Genomic DNA, 18,101 nt, shown 5'->3' on the forward strand with positions numbered 1-18,101 from the left:
CCGCACGCTGATCGGACTCCCATTCTGTTCGGAGCTCTTAGAGCTCCGTCAGAGTCTCAGCTCCAGCAAGGGGTCCGGCGCAGGGCGCGGGCCCAGGCGCGCAGCTGTTCCGGGTCCGCGTCCGCGGGTGCGGCGAGCGCGACCTCGGCGCGCACGACGAGCCGTTCGAGAGCACGTCGGGTGCGGTCGGCGCGAGCGCCGGTGGACAGCAGCGACTGCCAGGCCGTCTGTACGGCGGTGGCCGCCGCGGCCCTGGCCGCCGCATGGCCGTCGCCGGTGCCACGGGTGGCGGCGTAGCCGGCGGCGACGTTCAGGGCGTGGGCGGTGGCGCGCCGCTCGGGGCCGTGCGGGCGCGGCAGTCCGGGCGCCATGCCGACCAGCCAGGCCAGGGCGCCCGCCGCCAGTGCCAGCCCGACATGGCCGGGGACCTGACCGAGGGTCTGCGGGGCGAACAGCGAGGCGGAGCTGATGAAGGTCAGGATCACGCTTCCGGGCGGGCCGATGCGGGTGGCGTCGCAGAGCGTCTTCTGTACGGCGGCCAGCAGTGCGCCGACGGTGACCAGGACGACGGGATCGGCGGTGAGGGAGGCGGCGACCAGGGCGAGCGCGAGGCCGCCGACCATGCCGAGCACCACCCGGGCCAGGGTGCGGCCGCGGGCGGCGTAGGGGCGGTTGTGGGCGTAGAGCGCGCACAGGGACCCGGCCATCGTGTACCCGGCCAGGTCGAGCCGACCGAGCGCGAGCAGGGTCAGGTTCGGCGGGCCGGCCGCGGCGAGAACGCTCAGCGCGGGCTTGAACCAGATGTCGGACGGCCGACCGAGGCGGAGCACCCCGGCGAGGGGAAGACGAAGGGGGGTCGCACTGCTCATACGACTAATTTAGCATGTGTTTTACTTGTAAAATATCTTTCCGTCTCGATGGGCGACCCTCCTCACCTGTTACGCTCCGCCGAACGCTCCCCGTGTACACCCTTGCGCTTGCGTGCGCGCCTCGTGACCGGGGCATCGCACCCCTCGACGGCGCAGCGAGCGCCGAACCGGGAACAGGAATCAGAACGGGAACGGGGAGGCGCGCGTGCACGGACCGGCTTCACCCGGCTGGCTGCTGGTCGCGCTGTGCGCGGTCACCGGCGCCTACTGTCTGCTGCGGATGCGCAGCGTCGTGGCGGAACAGCGGCGCTCCGCGGGCGGCGAGGCGCTGATGGGCTTCGGCATGGCGGCGATGGCCGTGCCCGCCACGGTGTTCACCCCTCCGTCGTGGACATGGCCGGTGTACGCGGCCGTGTTCGGCGCGGCCGGGCTGCACGCCCTGTGGGCCGCGCGCGGCGGACCGCACCATCTGCACCATGTGGTGGGCACCGCGGCGATGGTCTACATGGCGGCCGTGATGGCCGCCCCCGGCTCCGCCCACCACGCGCACGGCGGCGGAGTCCCCCCGGTGACCGGGGCGCTGCTCCTCTACTTCACCGGCTATGTGCTGGTGTCGGGCGTCCGCCTCGTCCCGGTCGCCACGGCGGCGGGCGGCGGCGCCGGCTGGGGCGACCGCCCTGAACTGGCGCTGGCCTGCCGGTTGTCGATGGGCATCGGCATGGTTGCGATGCTGCTGACGCTCTGACCCCGGGGCCCCTGACCGCGCCCCGCGCCGGGCGCACACGTTGCCTGCGTCACTTTGCCGCGGCGGACCGTACCCCTGAGCGGTCCGCCGCTCATAGGGTGCTGACCATGATGGTCCCCGCGGCACTGCTGCTGCTCGGCGCGCTGACCGCCGTCGTCGCCCCCCGGCTGCTCGCGCGGACCGACTGGCCGGACCGGGAACCGGTGGTCGCCCTGTGGGTGTGGCAGTGCGTCGTGGCGGCCGTACTGCTGTGCTGCGCCCTGTCGATGACGCTGAGCGCGGCCGCCGCCTGGCAGGCGGTGCGCGGGCATGTCTTCGCCCCGGCGCCGCGCGCGGTCGTCGACGCGTACGCCCTCGGCGCGGCCGGTCCCTGGGCGGCGGCGACCGCGGTGACGCTGGCCGGCGCGGGCCTGTGGAGCGGCGCGATGCTGGTCCGTGAGGTGGTGCAGGCACGGGCGCGCCGACGTCGGCGGCGGGCCGAACTCCTCGTGCGGGCCCCGCTGCTGCCCGGTGAGGAACCGGTGGGCGGCCGGCTCGTCGTGCTGGAGGGCGAGCGGCCCGACGCCTGGTGGCTGCCCGGCGCGGCACCGCAACTCGTCGTCACCACGGCCGCGTTGCGCCGTCTGAAAGGGCGGCAGCTGGATGCCCTGCTCGCCCACGAGCAGGGTCACGCCCAGGCCCGGCACGACTGGCTGCTGCACTGCTCGGCCGCGCTGGCGGCCGGTTTCCCACAGGTGCCGGTGTTCGCCGCGTTCCGCGACGAGATGCACCGGCTGGTCGAACTGGCCGCCGACGACATGGCCTCCCGCCGCTTCGGTCGGCTCACCACGGCGCTGGCCCTCGTCGAACTCAACGAGGACCGTGGTGTGTTCGGCCCCGGCCCGGCTCCGCAGGCCCATGTCCCGCAGCGCGTGCACCGGTTGCTGGCGCCCCCGGACCGGCTCACCGCGATGCGCCGGCTGCGCCTGACGGCCGCGGCGGCGCTGGTGCCGGTGATCCCGGTGCTGGTGACGCTGGTGCCGGGGTTGCGCGCGCTCGGCTGACCCGGTCCGCCCACCCGCCCCGCGCGTCCGCGAAGATCACCCCATGCGTCGAGCCCCGGCCCTCTCCCCGCCCCGTGCCCCGGACCACCGCGCCGCCGCCCGCACCACCCGCGTCGCCCTGGCCCTCGCGGCCTGCTCCGCCCTGCTCCTCGCCCTGGTCGCGGCCGAGTGGCGCCCCCTGGTCGCGCTGGACGGCGACATCGCCCGCACCACGCACCGCTGGGCGGTCGCGGAGCACGACCTCACCCGTGCCTTGCGGATCCTGACGGACTGGGCCTGGGACCCGCTGACCCTGCGACTGGTGTGCATGGCGGCGGCCGGGTGGCTGGTGTGGCGCCGCCGGGCCTGGTGGACGGCGCTGTGGCTGACGTCGGTCTGCGCGCTGGGCACGGCGCTGCAACAGGCTCTGAAGGCCGCCGTGGGACGCCCCCGGCCGGTCTGGCCGGACCCCGTCGACTCCGCGCGTTACGCGGCCTTCCCGTCCGGGCACGCGATGACCGCGACGGTGGTCTGCGGGCTCCTGCTGTGGCTGCTGCGCCACCTGGGCGCCGGGCGGGTCCTGTGGCGTACGGCCGTCGCCGCGGCCGCGGTCTGTGTGCTCGGCGCCGGGCTGACCCGGGTGTGGCTCGGTGTGCACTGGCTCTCGGACGTGCTGGGCGGCTGGCTGCTCGGCGCGCTCGTCGTGGCGCTCGCGACGCTGGTCTACGCGAAGGGCCTGGAACGGGGTGGCGGACCGCGTGAGGCGCACCGATAGGATCACCGCATGCCTGCCGTGCTCTTCGACTTCTCCGGGACCCTCTTCCGCGTCGAGCCCACCGAGTCGTGGCTGCGGGCCGTCCTCGCCGAGGCCGCCCTGACGCTTCCCGAACCGGAGCTGACCGAGGCGGCTCGGGCGCTGGAGGCGGCCGGGGCGCTGCCGGGCGGCGCGGACCCCGCGCGGCTGCCCGAGGACCTGGCCGAGGTGTGGGCCGTCCGCGACAAGAGCGCAGAGCTGCACCGGGCGGCCTACATGGGCGTGTCCCGCCGCGTTCCGCTGCCCGACCCCGGCCTGCACGACGCGCTGTACGAGCGGCACATGACCCCGGCCGCGTGGTCCCCGTACCCGGACACCGCCGAGGTGCTGCGCACGCTCCGGGAGCGAGGTGTCGCGGTCGGCGTGGTCAGCAACATCGGCTGGGACCTGCGCCCGGTGTTCCGCGCGCACGGCCTGGACGCGTACGTGGACGCGTACGTCCTGTCGTACGAGCACGGCGTCCAAAAGCCCGATCCGCGGCTGTTCTCGGTGGCCTGCGAGGCGCTCGGCGCCGCGCCGCGCGAGGTGCTGATGGTCGGCGACAGCCGGGCGGCGGACGGCGGCGCTGCGGCGCTGGGCTGTCGGGTGCATTTCGTGGACCATCTGCCGGTGGCCGAGCGGCCGGACGCGCTGCTGCCGGTGCTCGACCTGGTGGGACGGTTCGACCGGCCGGTTCAGCCCCAGTAGTCCGCGACCCGGGCCCGGTAATCCGCGATCCGGGACGACAGCCGCACCCACACCTGGTCCGGGTTCTCGCCGAACATCGCCGAACTCCGACGCGGCCCGGCGCTGCCGCGGCAGGTCCGGCACCGCTCGAGTTCGCGCTTCGGCTCGCCGAGCCGCCGCCGTTCCGTGGCGCCGTCGGTCTTGCCCGACGCTCGCCCTGCCACGGCTTGCGCTCGTCGTCGACCCCCTCTGCGGATCCTGGCCAGGACCCGCCGGTCCTGTCCCCTCTCCACCCGCCACCTCGGCGCGTCACCCGTGCGTGCCCACCGTAGGGACGGATGAGCCGCTGTGTGACAGAAGTGTGGGCGAGGGCGGGGCAGCCAGGTACCGGAAGTGCGGGCGAGGCCGTCGGCCGCCCGCGCCGACGGCGCCGGACGGTGCGCGCCGCCCGCCGAGGCGATCCCCCGCGTCGCCCCGGACGGACGGCAGCCCTGAACAGGCCCATGCGCCGGCAGGGCCTGCTGCGTTGAGTATAGTTGGCTGGCAGCCAGTCAACGCAGGAGTTACAGCATGTCCCCGCGCAGCGCCTCGGTCAATGAAGAGTTGCGACGGCGTTCGCGCGAGCGGCTGCTGCAGGCCGCGCTCGAGGTGGTGGGCGAGAACGGATTCGAGGCCACGACGCTGGGCGCCATCGCGGACCGGGCGGGCTCGGCCCGCGGACTGGTGTCGTACTACTTCCCCGGCAAGCGCCAGCTCGTGCAGTCCGCGGTCCACCGCCTGATGCACCGCACGCTGGAGGAGGCGCTGGAGCGCGAGCCGCACACCGAGGACGGCCGGGAGCGGCTGGCGCGGGCCATCGACGCGATCCTGGGTCTGGCGCGCGACCGGCCCGTCCTGATGCGCCAGCACATGGCCGGGCTGTTGCAGGCCGAGGGCTTCGTCCAGTGCCCCGAGCAGCGGCGCCTGTCCGAGCTGCTCAGCGACACCGTGAGCCGGTACGGCTCGCAGGACGTCACCGCCGACTACCCCATGCTGCGCGCGCTGCTCATGGGTGGGGTGTACGCGGCACTGGTGCCGGGGGTGCCGATGCCGGTCCCGGTGCTGCGGGCCGAGTTGTTCGCGCGCTACCGGCTCGACTGGGAGATGGGTGTCCCGCCGGACACCGCGGTGGCGCCCGGCGGGACATGTGCATCGGATCTGTCGCGGTTCTTCGCCACCGGTGTGGAACCGGCGGGCCGGTCCGACGACTCGGACCGGCCCCGTCTGCCGGATCCGGCTCATCGGTCGACGTAGTCCGGCCGCGCCTGGACGTCGAGTTCGTAAGGCGACCTTGCTTCTTTCGGCTTCGAAGATTCGGTGAAGTCGTGGCAGCCGGTGGTCCGGGAGACGCCCTCCGGTGGCCGCGCTCCGCGCCGCGCCCGAACGAGGGTCGACGGCGCAGCCGGTGCCGCTTGCCTTGGCCCCTACCGCACAGGTGAGGCGAGGTCAGCGGCGCGCGTGGCGCGGGGGCAGCAGGCCCGCGTCGCGCGCCTGCGCGATCAGCACGAGCGACTTGCGGCGGCCGTACCCGGTCGCGGACATCACCGCGAGGACCGGGTCCGCGCCCTCCTCCTGGGCGGCCCGGTACGCACGCGCGACCTGTCGGCGCCCCTCGTCGCCGTGCGGCCAGGCCGGGCGGGCCCGCCGCGCCCCCGTCGCCGTCCCGTCCTCGGTGCCGGGCCCCGTGTCGAGGCCGCACGCCTGCAGCAGCGGCTCCTCGATCCAGTCGGCCAGCACCGTCAGGTCGTCCGTGGACAGCGCGGGCCGGGCCCGGACGTCCTCGAAGAAGACGCATCCCTCGCAGACCACGACGAGCACGTCGATCCGGGCACCGTCGGCGAACGCCAGCCGGACGGTGAACCACGACGCGGCGCCCTCGTCCTCCCGCACCTCCCACGCGGGCCCCACGGACACCGTGCCGTCCGCGGGACGGCGATCAGAAAGATGAAGAAAGGATGCTTCCAGCACACACGGAACGTAACCGCATGATCACATGCCGATGGCAACAGACACGCACGCCCGTCACCCCGCCGGACCCTGTCAGCGGGCCCCCGGCGGTGCAATGCTGGAGCCACCAGCGCCCCCTGCGCCTTCCGGGGTTAGGAGTCCGCCATGCTGCGTGTCGCCGTCGTCGGTTCCGGACCGAGCGGGTGCTACACCGCCCAGAGCCTGGTCCAGCAGGACCCTCACGTGCTCGTGGACGTCCTGGACCAGTTGCCGTGCCCGTACGGTCTGGTGCGCTACGGAGTGGCCCCGGACCACGAGAAGATCAAGTCCTTGCAGGGGAACCTGCGGGCGGTCCTGGAGGGCGACCGGGTGCGGTTCCTGGGCGGCGTCCGGGTCGGCGGTCCCGGCGGGCTGGACGTGGCGCGGCTGCGCGAGCTGTACCACGCGGTCGTGTACTGCGTGGGTGCCGCCACCGACCGGCACCTCGGTATTCCGGGCGAGGACCTGCCCGGCAGCTGGTCGGCGACCGAGTTCGTGTCCTGGTACAGCGCGCATCCGGACGCCGCCGACACCGGCTTCCTGCGGGACGCGCGGTCGGCCGTGGTCATCGGCGTGGGCAACGTCGCGGTGGACGTCACACGGATGCTGGCCCGCGGCAGGGCGGAGCTGAGCCCGACCGACATGCCGCAGGACGCGCTGACCGCGCTGGCGGCGAGCCGGGTGTCCGAGGTCCTGATGGTGGGCCGGCGCGGTCCCTCACAGGCCCGTTTCACCACCAAGGAGTTGCGTGAGCTGGGCGGGCTGCCCGGCACCGACGTCGGCGTGGACCCCGCCGAGCTGGCCATGGATCCGGCGTACGCCGACCCGTCCGGGCTGCCCGCGCCGCGGCGCCGCAATCTGGAGGTGCTGCGCGACTGGGCGGCACGGCAGCCCAGGGGCGCGGCGCGCCGGATCGGGCTGCGTTTCTTCCTGCGTCCCGTGGAACTGCTCGGCGACGGCGGGCGGGTGGCCGCGGTCCGCCTGGAGCGGACCGCGCCGGACGGCCGTGGCGGCGTGACGGGGACCGGCCGGTTCGAGACCGTCGAGGCGCAGCTGGTGCTGCGGTCGGTGGGCTATCGCGGGGTGCCGCTCTCGGGGCTGCCGTTCGACGCGGCCGCCGGCACGGTGCCGAACGAGCGGGGCCGCGTGCTGCGCGACGGCGTGACGCGTCCGGGGGAGTATGTGGCCGGGTGGATCAAGCGCGGCCCGACGGGGGTCATCGGCACCAACCGCCCGTGCGCCAAGGAGACGGTCGCCGCCCTGCTCACGGACGCGCCCGCGCTGCTGCGCCGTACGGTGCCGCGGGACCCCGCGCAGGCGCTGCGGGCCGAGGGGATCGAGCCGGTCGAGTGGGCGGGCTGGCGGGCGATCGAGCGGGCCGAGGCGGAGTTGGGGGCGCGGTTCGGCCGACGTGTGGTCAAGCTGGCCGACTGGGACTCGCTGCTGTCGGCGGCGCGCACCGCGGGCCCGTAGACCGCCACGGGTGAGCGTCGCGGGGCCGTTCAACCACCTTCCCGCGAAGGCCGGTTCAGCCCGGTTCAGCCGTCGGCGGCGAGCCGGGCGGCCTGCCGGGCGGCCGCCGTGAGCAGGCTGTCGAGCAGTCCCGGGAAGAGATCGTCCAGGTCGCCCTTGCGCAGGCCGTTCATCTTGGCCGTGCCCCGATAGACCTGCCGGATCACCCCGCACTCGCGCAGCACCCGGAAGTGGTGCGTGGTGGTCGACTTGGTGACCGGCAGGTCGAAGTGCGAGCAGGACAACTCGTCGCCGTCGGCGGCGAGTTCGCGCACGATCTGGAGCCGCAGCGGATCGGAGAGCGCGTGCAGCACGCCCTCCAGACGGATCTCGTCGCGCCCGGGGTGCGCTGGCTCGCGGTTGGTCGCGGAGGTAGTGGTCACGGCGGCTCACCTTCGTCCTGGAGCCCACATTGTACGAGAGGCATCGTAGTTGGATGTTCATCGTAGTTTGACATTCACCGTACTACGGCGACTATCGTACGAGGCGAGGACCGGCCTCGTGACCACGATTGGAGTCCGCCGTGAGTGCGCTCTTCGAGCCCATCACCCTGCGCGAAGCGACCATTCCCAACCGGGTCTGGATGGCGCCGATGTGCCAGTACTCGGCCGAGCCGGAGGGCCCCGAGCAGGGCGCGCCGCACGACTGGCACTTCGCGCACTACGCGGCGCGGGCGACCGGCGGCACCGGCCTGATCCTCGTCGAGGCCACCGCGGTCTCGCCCGAGGGCCGGATCTCCCCGTACGACCTCGGCATCTGGAACGACACCCAGGTGGCCGCGTTCCGCCGGATCACGCGCTTCCTCGCCGGCCAGGGCACGGTGCCCGGGATCCAGCTCGCGCACGGTGGCCGGAAGGCTTCGACGGAGCGGCCGTGGAAGGGCGGCGCACCCGTGGGGCCCGAGGCACACGGCTGGCAGCCGCTCGGCCCGAGCCCGGTCGCCTTCGGCACCGGTCACCCGGTGCCCGATGAGCTGACGGTCAATCAGATCGCGGAGATCGTGGACCAGTTCGCGGCGGCGGCCCGGCGGGCGCTCGCCGCGGGCTTCGAGGTCGCGGAGATCCACGGCGCCCACGGCTATCTGATCAACGAGTTCCTCTCGCCGCACTCGAACCACCGCACCGACGCGTACGGCGGCTCGTACGAGAACCGGATCCGCTTCGCCCTCGAAGTCGTCGACGCCGTGCGCGCGGTGTGGCCGGACGACAAGCCGCTGTTCTTCCGCGTCTCCGCGACGGACTGGCTGGAGGACGGCGGCTGGACCGCGGACGACACGGTCCGCTTCGCCGGCCGACTGCACGCCCACGGCATCGACCTGCTCGATGTGTCCACCGGCGGCAACGCGTCCGGTGTCCGCATCCCCACCGGCCCCGGCTACCAGGTGCCCTTCGCCGCGCGCGTGAAGGCCGAGACACCGCTGCCGGTGGCCGCGGTCGGCCTGATCACCGACGCCGAGCAGGCCGCGAAGATCGTGGCCGACGACGAGGCGGACGCGGTGCTGCTGGGCCGTGAACTGCTGCGCAACCCCTCCTGGGCGCGGCACGCGGCGCGGGAACTGGGCGGCGCGGTGCGCGTGCCGGACCCGTACCACCGTTCCGTGTGAGCCCGGCGGGGCGCCACACGGCCGGAGCAGCCCTATCGGCACCGCCGGGGCCGGCACGCCGTATCCCCGGGGGTTGAGGGGATCCGCGCCTGCGGCAACTGGAGGCAATCCAGTCGTAGAACCACGGACCCAGGCGGTCGGCCGTGGGGTCAGCCGTCCCAGCCGTGCACCGTGCCGGTCAGTTCCTGCTGGTAGTCCGTGTACGCGGCGCGCAGCGCGGTGGCCGGCCAGTCGGCGGGCAGCAGGGCGGGCGGCAGCACGGGGTCCGTGCGGAGGTGACGTACGACCGCGGCGTAGCCGGTGAGGCGGTCGGCGGGACGGTCCGCCCGGGCCACGTGGGCGAGCAGGGCCCGGCCGGTGGCGGCCCAGGCGTCGAGCGGCCACAGGAGGGCGACCAGGTCGCGTGCGGGGCGCTCCGGGCGTGCGGTGCAGCGCTGGGCCACCCGCTCCAGATCGTCCGGCGGCGGGCGGTCGAGGTTGGCGGGACGCAGCCACACGCCCTCGCGGAGTTCCCCCAGCCGCAGGTCGGTCAACCGGGCACGCAGGTCGGCGCGTTCGGCGGGGCCGCGGCCGGTCGCCGTGATCACCACCATCTCCCAGTCGCCGTCCCACGCGCGCGTACCCGGGCGCAGCGCGTCGTCCTGACGGCGCTGGCGGGCCAGCAACCGGTCGCTGAGCCCGTAAACGGCGTCCGTGCGCTGCAGATCGCCGGCGCTCACCATCCGGCTGAGCGCCGCCCGCAGGGTGGAGCCGCCGACTCCGAAAGGCTCCACCAGGCGTACGAGGTCCTTGACCGGCAGCCGCGGCGGATGGGCGCCGAGCAGCAGGCTCAATACCACCGACCGGGCGGACAGCGGCCGCAGAACCACCTCGCCCGGCTGCACCGACCTGTCCGTCCGCATGGGCACGTACTGTACGGGCGACTTCACTGTTGCATCATTGCTACAACCGCAGGATGAGTGCAACATGGCGACATGGTCTCGACACCTGCTACCGCGCAGCCGCGGCTCGCCACCCACGACGTCACCAACCAGGCCCCTCCGCTGGCCCCGTACGACGCCTCCGAGGACGCGGCCCTGCTGGAGGGCCTGCGCCGGGAGGGCGCGGGCTGGGCCGAGGAGGAGGTCCGGCACCTCGGCCGGCGGGCCGGTGGCACCGAGGCACAGGAGTGGGGCGAGCTGGCCAACCGGCACGAGCCCGAGCTGCGCACCCACGACCGGTACGGCAACCGGATCGACGAGGTCGAGTTCCACCCCGCCTGGCACCATCTGATGCGGGTCGCGGTCGGCGCGGGCCTCGCGGGCGCGCCCTGGGCCGACGCCCGGACCGGCGCCCATGTCGCCCGCACCGCGGGCGGGTTGGTGTGGGGGCACACGGAGGCCGGGCACGGCTGCCCGACGTCGATGACGTACGCGGCCGTCCCCGCGCTGCGCGCCCAGCCGGACCTCGCCAAGGTCTACGAACCGCTGCTGACCGGCCGGGAGTACGACCCGGTGCTGCGCGTCCCCACCGAGAAGCCCGCCCTGCTGGCCGGGATGGGCATGACCGAGAAGCAGGGCGGCTCCGACGTCCGGACCAACACCACCGCGGCCACCCCCACCGCCGAGCCCGGCGTGTACACGCTGCGCGGGCACAAGTGGTTCACGTCGGCGCCGATGTGTGATGTCTTCCTGGTGCTGGCCCAGGCCCCGGGCGGCCTGTCCTGCTTCCTGGTGCCGCGTGTCCTGCCGGACGGGAGCCGCAACACGTTCCGGATCCAGCGGCTGAAGGACAAGCTGGGCAACCGCTCCAACGCCTCCTCGGAGCCGGAGTTCGACGAGACGGTGGCCTGGCTGGTCGGCCCGGAGGGGCGGGGCGTCAAGACGATCATCGAGATGGTCAACTGCACGCGTCTGGACTGCGTGATGTCGTCGGCCACCCTGATGCGCAAGGCCCTGGTCGAGGCGGGGCACCATGTGCGCCATCGCAGCGCGTTCGGCGCGCGGCTGCTCGACCAGCCGCTGATGCGCAACGTCCTGGCCGATCTCGCGCTGGAGTCGGAGGCCGCCACGACGCTCACGCTGCGGCTGGCCGGTGCGGCGGACCGCGCGGTGCGCGGGGACGCCGGGGAGCGGGCGTTCCGGCGGATCGCGACCGCCGTCGGCAAGTACTGGGTCACCAAGCGGGGTCCGGCCTTCACGGCGGAGGCCCTGGAGTGCCTGGGCGGCAACGGCTATGTGGAGGAGTCGGGCATGCCGCGGCACTACCGGGAGGCGCCGCTGCTGTCGATCTGGGAGGGCTCGGGCAACGTCAACGCGCTGGACGTGCTGCGGGCGCTCGGCCGGGAGCCGGTCGCGGCGGAGGCCCTGTTCGCCGAACTCGCCCTGACACGCGGGGCGGACGCCCGGCTGGACACGGCCGTGGCCCGGCTCAAGGACCGGTTGGCCGAGAGCGGTCAGGTGGGCGCGCGCCGGCTGGTCGAGGCGATGGCCCTGGCGCTCCAGGCGTCCCTGCTGGTCCGGTACGCCCCGGCCGCGGTCGCCGACGCGTTCTGCGCGTCCCGGCTGGGCGGGGACTGGGGGCACGCGTTCGGCACGCTGCCCTCCGGGTCCGGCCTGGACGCGATCCTGGAGCGCGCGCTGCCCGCCGGGGAATGACCGCTGACCGGGTCCGGACCGTCCTGGGCCGGGCCGTCCGAGACCGGGGCGTCCTGGGCCGGGCCGCCTGACCGGCACGCCCGGCACACCCGTGCGGCCGGCGGGCGTGTGCAGTGCTGGACACGTGCCGCCGGAGAACGCATACGACCAGCAGGCGCATGCGGCGCTGAACACGTGGCGCCTGACCCGCGTGCAACCAGCGGGCGCGTATCGCCGGAGCACACGTGCGACCGGCAAACACGTGCCGCCGGAACACCCATACGACCGGCAAACACGTGCCGCCAAGGCACACGTGCGGCCAGCGGGCGTGTGCGGCGCTGGGCGCGTGGTGTCGGTATGCCGCGCCTGCTGCCCGGCACGGTGTCCGAGCGGGTTGCGCTGTCGGCGCCACAGCCAGGCCGTCGGACCACGGAACGCCTGCGGCGGAATCTCCCTCACGCGGGCATCCTCCTCACGCGCACGGACAGGCCGGGCCGCACTCCCGTCGCCCGGGGGCCGGGCCGCACTCCCCTGCGCAGGACGTCCCCCTTCGCTCAGGCCCGCGCCCCTCACCCCGCGGGCGCACGGCCGGAATCCGACCCCGATGTCCCCCAGGCATCCCCACGACCGACCGATGGCACCGCGCTGACCAGCGATGATTCCGGGCCGGGGGTGGTTGTCAGTACCGGGGTGCAGACTGGCCGGTGTCTGAAGACAACTGTGCGACGACATCCCGGAGGTGATCGGCATGACCGAGGTACTGCTCGCCGTGGGCACCCGCAAGGGGCTGTTCATCGGGCGGCGACGGCAGGGCACCTGGAAATTCGACGAGAGTCCCTGCTTCAACGCGCAGGCGATCTACTCGGTCGCCATCGACACCCGCGGCGGTGACCCGCGTCTGCTCGCCGGCGGCGACAGCTCCCACTGGGGCCCGTCCGTGTTCCACTCCGACGACCTGGGCCGCAGCTGGACCGAACCCGCCAGGCCCGCCGTCAAGTTCCCCCAGGACACCGGGGCTTCCCTGGAGCGGGTGTGGCAGCTGCACCCGGCGGCCGCCGAACCGGACGTGGTGTATGCGGGCACGGAACCGGCGGCGCTGTACCGCTCCGAGGACCGCGGGGAGAGCTTCGAACTGATCCGGCCCCTGTGGGAGCACCCCACACGCGGCCGATGGGTGCCGGGGGGCGGCGGGGAGGGACTGCACACCGTCGTCACCGACCACCGTGATCCGAAGGCGGTGACCGTGGCGGTCTCCACGGCCGGCGTGTTCCGCACCACGGACGGCGGCGCGAGCTGGGACCCGTCCAACTCGGGTGTGTCCGCGGTGTTCCTGCCGGATCCGAACCCGGAGTTCGGCCAGTGCGTCCACAAGATCGCACAGGACGCGGGCAGCCCGGACCGGCTGTATCTGCAGAACCACTGGGGGGTGTACCGCAGCGACGACTCCGGCGCGCAGTGGACGGACATCGGCGAGGGGCTGCCGTCCACCTTCGGCTTCGCGGTGGCGGCCCACCCGCACCGCACCGGCACCGCGTACGTCTTCCCGATCAACGCCGACGCCGACCGGGTGCCGGCCGGCCGCCGCTGCCGGGTCTTCCGCACGGCCGACGCGGGCAAGAGCTGGGAGCCGCTGACGGCCGGCCTGCCCTCGGAGGACCACTACGGAACGGTGCTGCGGGACGCGCTGTGCACCGACGGCGGCGACCCGGCGGGCGTGTACTTCGGCAACCGCAACGGCGAGGTGTTCGCATCGGCCGACGACGGCGACAGCTGGCGTCAGTTGGCGTCCCACCTGCCGGACGTGCTGTGCGTACGGGCCGCGGTTCTCGACTGACATCGGAGCCGGAGAAGAAAGGGGGTTTCGGTCGTTACGGCCTGCGGTCCGGCCAACCTCGGTCGTTCCTGGGCCACCGCTTGATCATCGACCCGCGTGCGGCAGTAGGGTGACGCCTGTGGCACCACGACCCTTGCATGAAATCGTCGAACCGGGCTGGGCGAAGGCCCTGGAGCCCGTGGCCGAACGGATCGCCGCGATGGGCGACTTCCTCCGCACGGAGATCGCCGCGGGACGCACCTACCTCCCTGCGGGGCCGAACGTCCTGCGGGCGTTCCAGCAGCCCTTCGACGAAGTACGCGTCCTGATCGTCGGCCAGGACCCGTACCCGACCCCGGGACACGCGGTCGGACTGTCCTTCTCGGTCGCGCCCGAGGTGCGCCCGCTGCCGCCGAGCCTGATCAACATCTTCCGCGAACTCAACACCGACCTGGGCCTTCCCCAGCCGTCCAACGGCGACCTCACGCCGTGGACCCGGCAGGGCGTGCTGCTGCTCAACAGGGCGCTCACCACGGCCCCGCGCAGCCCGGCCGCGCATCGCGGCAAGGGCTGGGAGGAGGTCACCGAGCAGGCCATACGCGCGCTGGCCGGGCGCGGCAAGCCGCTGGTGTCCGTTCTGTGGGGCCGTGACGCCCGCAACCTGCGTCCGCTGCTGGGCCAGTTGCCGGCCGTGGAGTCCGCCCATCCGTCGCCCATGTCGGCCGACCGTGGCTTCTTCGGCTCCCGTCCGTTCAGCCGGGCCAACGACCTGCTGGTCCAGCAGGGGGGACAGCCGGTGGACTGGTGCCTGCCGTGAGCCGTGCCGGAACCGGAGCCGGATTCCTCGCCGTCGACTCGGGGGGCTCGGGGCCTTGGGTCACGGTCGGCGCGGCCGGGCGGGGCCGTCGGCCCAGCGGAAGTCGCGGGCGCCGGTCAGGACCGGGGCGCGGAGCATCGATCCCGCGCATCTGGTGGAGCAACTCCTGTCCATGGTCCGGGCGTTGAGTGTCGAGACCGGGCCGGCCGAGCCGGTCACGGCGGTCGTCGGCGCCGCCGGGTTCGCCGCCCTGGGCGACGCCCTGCGCGCCGAACAGCCGGACGCCCTCGGGCGGGAGCCCGGCGTGCGGTGCGTCGCGCTCGCCGCCGACGCGGTGAGCGCCTATGCCGGCGCCCCCGGACCGCACCCCGGTGCCGTACCAGCCGACGGCACGGGGCTGATCACCGTCGGCACCGACCTGACGGGCTCGCGGCGGGCGGACGGCTGGGGCCAGCTGCTCGGCGACTGCGTGCGACTGGATCGCCGGGCCGGTTTTGAGACGGCCCCGCGCGCCCACAAGCGACGGGTCGGCGGCTCCGCCGCGCTGCGGACATGTGCCGAGGAGCAGTTCGGCCCACTGCCCGAGCAGCCCTGCCTGCTCTGTCCGCGCTCCGACCGGCCCGCCGTCCTCGCCTCCTTCGCACTCCACGTGGCGGCCTGCGCGGCGCGGGACGCGGTCGCGGCGGACATCCCGCGCGCGACGGCCCGGCACATCGCCGAGTCCACCGCGGCGGTCTGCCCGGCGTCCGGCGGGCCCCGGGTGGCCCGCACCGGTGGCCTGCTCGGGATGGTCGACCCGCTCCTCGGCCCCCCTGGCCGAGCGGCTGCCGCACCCGCCGCGTGTCCCCGCCCAAAACGACCCGCTGCACGGCGCGGTGCCGATCGCCACGGGCCTCGCGGCCGGGCGGCTCACCCTGCCTACCGATGAGAAGGTGTTGCACGTGGTGACCCGCTAGCGATCACGGAAGCAGGTAGGGCCCACATCTGCTCCGTACGTAACTCATCAGACAAAACCGGACGGATACCGCTCACCTGCACCCTCCCCGAACAGGGGAGCCCTGGTAGCCAGTAACATGCGGCGCCATGAGCTCCCCCACTGGGCCCGCGTCCGGCCTGCCCGTACGAATGCCGCGACCCCGCCAGCCCGGACGGCACCGTCGCCCCGAACCGCTGGTGGCTCCCGAGGGTGCGCCCGCGCTCGTCCTCGCGGTGCCGGGCACGCCCAGCGCCGCCACGCGCGGCCTCGCCGAGGAGGTCATGAGCATCGCCCGCTCCGAGCTGCCCGGCCTGGATGCCCGGATCGGGTACGTGGACGGGGACGACGCGGAGTTCCCCACGCTGCAGTCCGTGCTGGCGTGGGCCGCCGACGAGCGCATCGCCCGCTACGAGCAGGCCATCGCCGCCGGTGTCGAGGTCAAGGAGCCCGACGGCCCGGTGGCCGTCGTCATCCCGCTGCTGGCCGGCCCGGACAGCGCGCTGCTGCGCCGGGTCCGGCAGGCCGTGATGGAGAGCAAGGTCGCCGCCGATCTGACGGACGTGCTCGGCCCGCACCCGCTGCTCGCCGAGGCGCTGCACGTACGCCTGTCCGAGGCGGGTCTGGCCCGCGCCGACCGTGCGCGCCTGTTCACCGTGGCGACCGCCGCGGACGGCATCATCCTGGCCTCCGTCGGCGGTGACGAGGCCGTGCAGGCGGCCGGCATCACCGGCATGCTGCTCGCCGCGCGTCTGGCCGTGCCGGTGATGGCGGCGGCCCTGGACCAGGACGGCTCGATCGCCTCCGTCGCCGAGCGGCTGCGTTCCTCGGGTTCGCAGCAGCTGGCGCTGGCGCCGTATCTGATCGGCCCCGAGATCGACCCGGGCCTGCTGGCGGCGGCCGCCGCCGAGGCGGACTGCTCCACAGCGGAGGCGCTCGGCGCGTATCCGGCGATCGGCAAACTGGCCCTGGCCCGGTACACGACGGCGCTGGGCATCACCCCGCAGCAGCCGCAGGGCGCCCCGGCCCGCTGACCCGGCACCCGCACACCGCAAGGGCCCGCTCCCGTTGTGGAGCGGGCCCTGCGGCGCATCCGGGCTCCGCCGACCCGGCCGAAGACCGGACACGTCGAAAACCGGACACGTCGAAGAGGGAACAACGTCGAAGAGGGGAAGGTCAGGACGGGCAGGCGAGGGCCAGGCGGGCCGGAGCCCGCGTCAGTCGAAGACCACGCAGGAGGCGGCGGGCACGGCGACCGAGCCGTCGTAGCGGGGCAGTCCGGTCTCCGGATCGACCGCGAACCAGGTGACGTTCCCGGAGCGCTCGTTGGCCGCGTACAGGAAGCCCGCGTTCTCGGCCAGCGCGCGCGGCCAGTGGCCGCCGCAGGGCACCGTTCCGGTCAGCCGCAGTCCCTCGCCCTCGACGGCGAACGCGGACAGGACGTCCTCGCCTCGGGTCGCGGTCCACACGAACCGGCCGTCGGGCGAGACGACGATGCCCGACGGATAGGCGTCCCCGGTCGGCGCGCCCGGCAGGACCGGCGTCTCGGTCAGCGGCCGCAGCGAGCCCGTCTCGGCGTCCCAGCGGCACACGGTGACGGTCGGGGTCAACTCGTTGACGACGTAGGCGAACGTCCCGTCCGGGCCGAAGGCGAGATGGCGGGGGCCGCAGCCGGGACGGAGGGCGATCTCGCGGTGCAGCACGGGCGTTCCCCCGTCCAGGGTGCACACCCGTACCGAGTCCGTGCCGAGGTCGACGCTGACGGCCCAGCGACCGCTGGGATCCGGCTGCACCTGATGGGCGTGCGGGCCGCGTTGGCGCCGCTCGTGCGGGCCCGCACCGACGTGCTGGAGTACCCCGGACCGGGCACCGGCCAGCGTGCCGTCGGCGCGCACGGGCACGGCGGTGACGCTCCCGGAGCCGTAGTTGGCGGTGAGCACATGCCCGGCGTACAGGCTCAGATGGGTGGGTCCGCTGCCGCCGACCGGAACCGGCGGTCCGGCCAGAACCGGCTTGTCGTCCTTGACCCGGTACGCGGCCACCGCCCCGTCGGCCGTCTCGCTGACGGCGTACAGCGTGTCCCCGTCGGGTGACAGGGCCAGGTACGACGGGTCGGGCACGCCCTCGACGCCGCCGAGCACGGCGAGCGCACCGCTGTCCGGATGGACGGCGGCCGTCACAAGACCGGGCCCTCCCGCCGCCGTGAACGACCCGATGAAGGCCCTGTACCGCCTGTAGCCGTCTGCCACCGCTGTCCCCTCTCGTGCGTGCCACGTCCCTCGTGCGTGCCGCGTCCGGGGCTGACGGTAGCAGTCGATCAGTGGCGGTCTAGACCAACCCCGCCGGTCAGGCATCGGTTACGCCCGGGGTGGCCCGCGGCGGCCGGGCACCGGCGGTCGCCGCGGCTCAGGCGCCGACGAGTCGCGTGCCGCGGCGGCTCGCCGGGCGTCGTAGCCGGACCGGCCGCGGCCCGAGTCCGGGGCCGCCACCCGGACGGCGCAGCACGGCTGTTCGGCCATGGGAGGCCGCGCGGGCCCCAGTTCCCGGACGTGCGAGGGCCGGGGGCGGCCCGCCCCGGCCCCGGTCCGGCGCGCGCCGCACGGCGTCCCTTCCTACCGTGGTCGCAG

16 protein-coding genes and 2 pseudogenes are annotated in these 18,101 nt (G+C 74.2%); 12 read left to right on the forward strand and 6 right to left on the reverse strand.

Annotated features, from left to right (window positions below):
* Positions 1-77 precede the first annotated feature (77 nt).
* Positions 78-869, reverse strand: a pseudogene (locus ACWEKM_RS35525) (FUSC family protein); the annotation flags it as partial.
* A gap of 205 nt (positions 870-1,074) precedes the next feature.
* Here ACWEKM_RS35525 and ACWEKM_RS35530 point away from each other — a divergent pair.
* The 4 genes from ACWEKM_RS35530 to ACWEKM_RS35545 all read left to right on the forward strand — a co-directional run bounded on the left by ACWEKM_RS35530 (position 1,075) and on the right by ACWEKM_RS35545 (position 4,137).
* Positions 1,075-1,614, forward strand: a complete 540-nt coding sequence (locus ACWEKM_RS35530) for a DUF5134 domain-containing protein (protein ID WP_451625395.1) — start codon at positions 1,075-1,077, stop codon at positions 1,612-1,614.
* A 107-nt stretch (positions 1,615-1,721) separates the two neighbouring features.
* On the forward strand, positions 1,722-2,657 hold the full coding sequence (locus ACWEKM_RS35535; RefSeq protein ID WP_451625396.1) for a M56 family metallopeptidase: 936 nt from the start codon (positions 1,722-1,724) through the stop codon (positions 2,655-2,657).
* 43 nt (positions 2,658-2,700) lie between these two features.
* On the forward strand, positions 2,701-3,411 hold the full coding sequence (locus ACWEKM_RS35540) for a phosphatase PAP2 family protein (RefSeq protein WP_451625397.1): 711 nt from the start codon (positions 2,701-2,703) through the stop codon (positions 3,409-3,411).
* 9 nt (positions 3,412-3,420) lie between these two features.
* Positions 3,421-4,137 (forward strand): HAD family hydrolase, encoded by a 717-nt coding sequence (locus ACWEKM_RS35545; RefSeq protein WP_451625398.1) that lies wholly within the window; start codon positions 3,421-3,423, stop codon positions 4,135-4,137.
* On the opposite strand, the gene ACWEKM_RS35550 is transcribed toward ACWEKM_RS35545, so the two are convergent.
* Positions 4,125-4,340 (reverse strand): hypothetical protein, encoded by a 216-nt coding sequence (locus ACWEKM_RS35550; protein ID WP_451625399.1) that lies wholly within the window; start codon positions 4,338-4,340, stop codon positions 4,125-4,127. The two genes, ACWEKM_RS35545 and ACWEKM_RS35550, sit on opposite strands and share 13 nt — an antisense overlap.
* 346 nt (positions 4,341-4,686) lie before the next feature.
* On the opposite strand from ACWEKM_RS35550, the gene ACWEKM_RS35555 reads away from it, so the two are divergent.
* Positions 4,687-5,409 carry a TetR/AcrR family transcriptional regulator gene (locus ACWEKM_RS35555; protein WP_451625400.1) on the forward strand — a complete coding sequence of 241 codons (723 nt, stop codon included), beginning with the start codon at positions 4,687-4,689 and terminating at the stop codon, positions 5,407-5,409.
* 192 nt (positions 5,410-5,601) lie between these two features.
* Here the strand turns inward: ACWEKM_RS35555 and ACWEKM_RS35560 are convergent, their stop codons facing one another.
* Positions 5,602-6,069: a DUF6214 family protein gene (locus ACWEKM_RS35560; protein ID WP_451625418.1), complete on the reverse strand. Its 468-nt coding sequence runs from the start codon at positions 6,067-6,069 to the stop codon at positions 5,602-5,604.
* A 198-nt stretch (positions 6,070-6,267) separates the two neighbouring features.
* On the opposite strand from ACWEKM_RS35560, the gene ACWEKM_RS35565 reads away from it, so the two are divergent.
* A complete protein-coding gene (locus ACWEKM_RS35565) occupies positions 6,268-7,614 on the forward strand; it encodes an FAD-dependent oxidoreductase (protein WP_451625401.1) in 1,347 nt (448 codons plus the stop codon).
* Positions 7,615-7,679: 65 nt separating this feature from the next.
* Here ACWEKM_RS35565 and ACWEKM_RS35570 read toward each other — a convergent pair whose 3' ends face one another.
* Positions 7,680-8,036, reverse strand: coding sequence for an ArsR/SmtB family transcription factor (locus ACWEKM_RS35570; RefSeq protein ID WP_451625402.1), 357 nt, complete (start codon positions 8,034-8,036; stop codon positions 7,680-7,682).
* Positions 8,037-8,176: 140 nt separating this feature from the next.
* Between ACWEKM_RS35570 and ACWEKM_RS35575 the strand changes: the two genes are divergently transcribed.
* A complete protein-coding gene (locus ACWEKM_RS35575) occupies positions 8,177-9,256 on the forward strand; it encodes an NADH:flavin oxidoreductase/NADH oxidase (protein ID WP_451625403.1) in 1,080 nt (359 codons plus the stop codon).
* Positions 9,257-9,405: 149 nt separating this feature from the next.
* Here the strand turns inward: ACWEKM_RS35575 and ACWEKM_RS35580 are convergent, their stop codons facing one another.
* Positions 9,406-10,158, reverse strand: a complete 753-nt coding sequence (locus ACWEKM_RS35580; RefSeq protein WP_451625404.1) for a PaaX family transcriptional regulator C-terminal domain-containing protein — start codon at positions 10,156-10,158, stop codon at positions 9,406-9,408.
* A gap of 72 nt (positions 10,159-10,230) precedes the next feature.
* Between ACWEKM_RS35580 and ACWEKM_RS35585 the strand changes: the two genes are divergently transcribed.
* The 5 genes and pseudogenes from ACWEKM_RS35585 to ACWEKM_RS35605 all read left to right on the forward strand — a co-directional run bounded on the left by ACWEKM_RS35585 (position 10,231) and on the right by ACWEKM_RS35605 (position 16,508).
* Entirely contained in the window at positions 10,231-11,892 is a 1,662-nt protein-coding gene (locus tag ACWEKM_RS35585; RefSeq protein WP_451625405.1) for an acyl-CoA dehydrogenase family protein, read from the forward strand.
* Positions 11,893-12,619: 727 nt separating this feature from the next.
* Positions 12,620-13,705 (forward strand): WD40/YVTN/BNR-like repeat-containing protein, encoded by a 1,086-nt coding sequence (locus ACWEKM_RS35590; protein ID WP_451625406.1) that lies wholly within the window; start codon positions 12,620-12,622, stop codon positions 13,703-13,705.
* Positions 13,706-13,823: 118 nt separating this feature from the next.
* Positions 13,824-14,501, forward strand: a complete 678-nt coding sequence (locus ACWEKM_RS35595; RefSeq protein ID WP_451625407.1) for a uracil-DNA glycosylase — start codon at positions 13,824-13,826, stop codon at positions 14,499-14,501.
* Positions 14,498-15,457 (forward strand): annotated as a pseudogene (locus tag ACWEKM_RS35600) (ATPase). Before ACWEKM_RS35595 ends, ACWEKM_RS35600 begins: the two are co-directional and overlap by 4 nt.
* Positions 15,458-15,584: 127 nt before the next feature.
* Positions 15,585-16,508: a sirohydrochlorin chelatase gene (locus tag ACWEKM_RS35605; RefSeq protein ID WP_451625408.1), complete on the forward strand. Its 924-nt coding sequence runs from the start codon at positions 15,585-15,587 to the stop codon at positions 16,506-16,508.
* A 183-nt stretch (positions 16,509-16,691) separates the two neighbouring features.
* Here the strand turns inward: ACWEKM_RS35605 and ACWEKM_RS35610 are convergent, their stop codons facing one another.
* Positions 16,692-17,723 carry a lactonase family protein gene (locus tag ACWEKM_RS35610; RefSeq protein ID WP_451625409.1) on the reverse strand — a complete coding sequence of 344 codons (1,032 nt, stop codon included), beginning with the start codon at positions 17,721-17,723 and terminating at the stop codon, positions 16,692-16,694.
* Between the last annotated feature and the right edge of the window lie 378 nt (positions 17,724-18,101).

It is taken from the genome of Streptomyces sp. NPDC004752 (assembly GCF_053601275.1).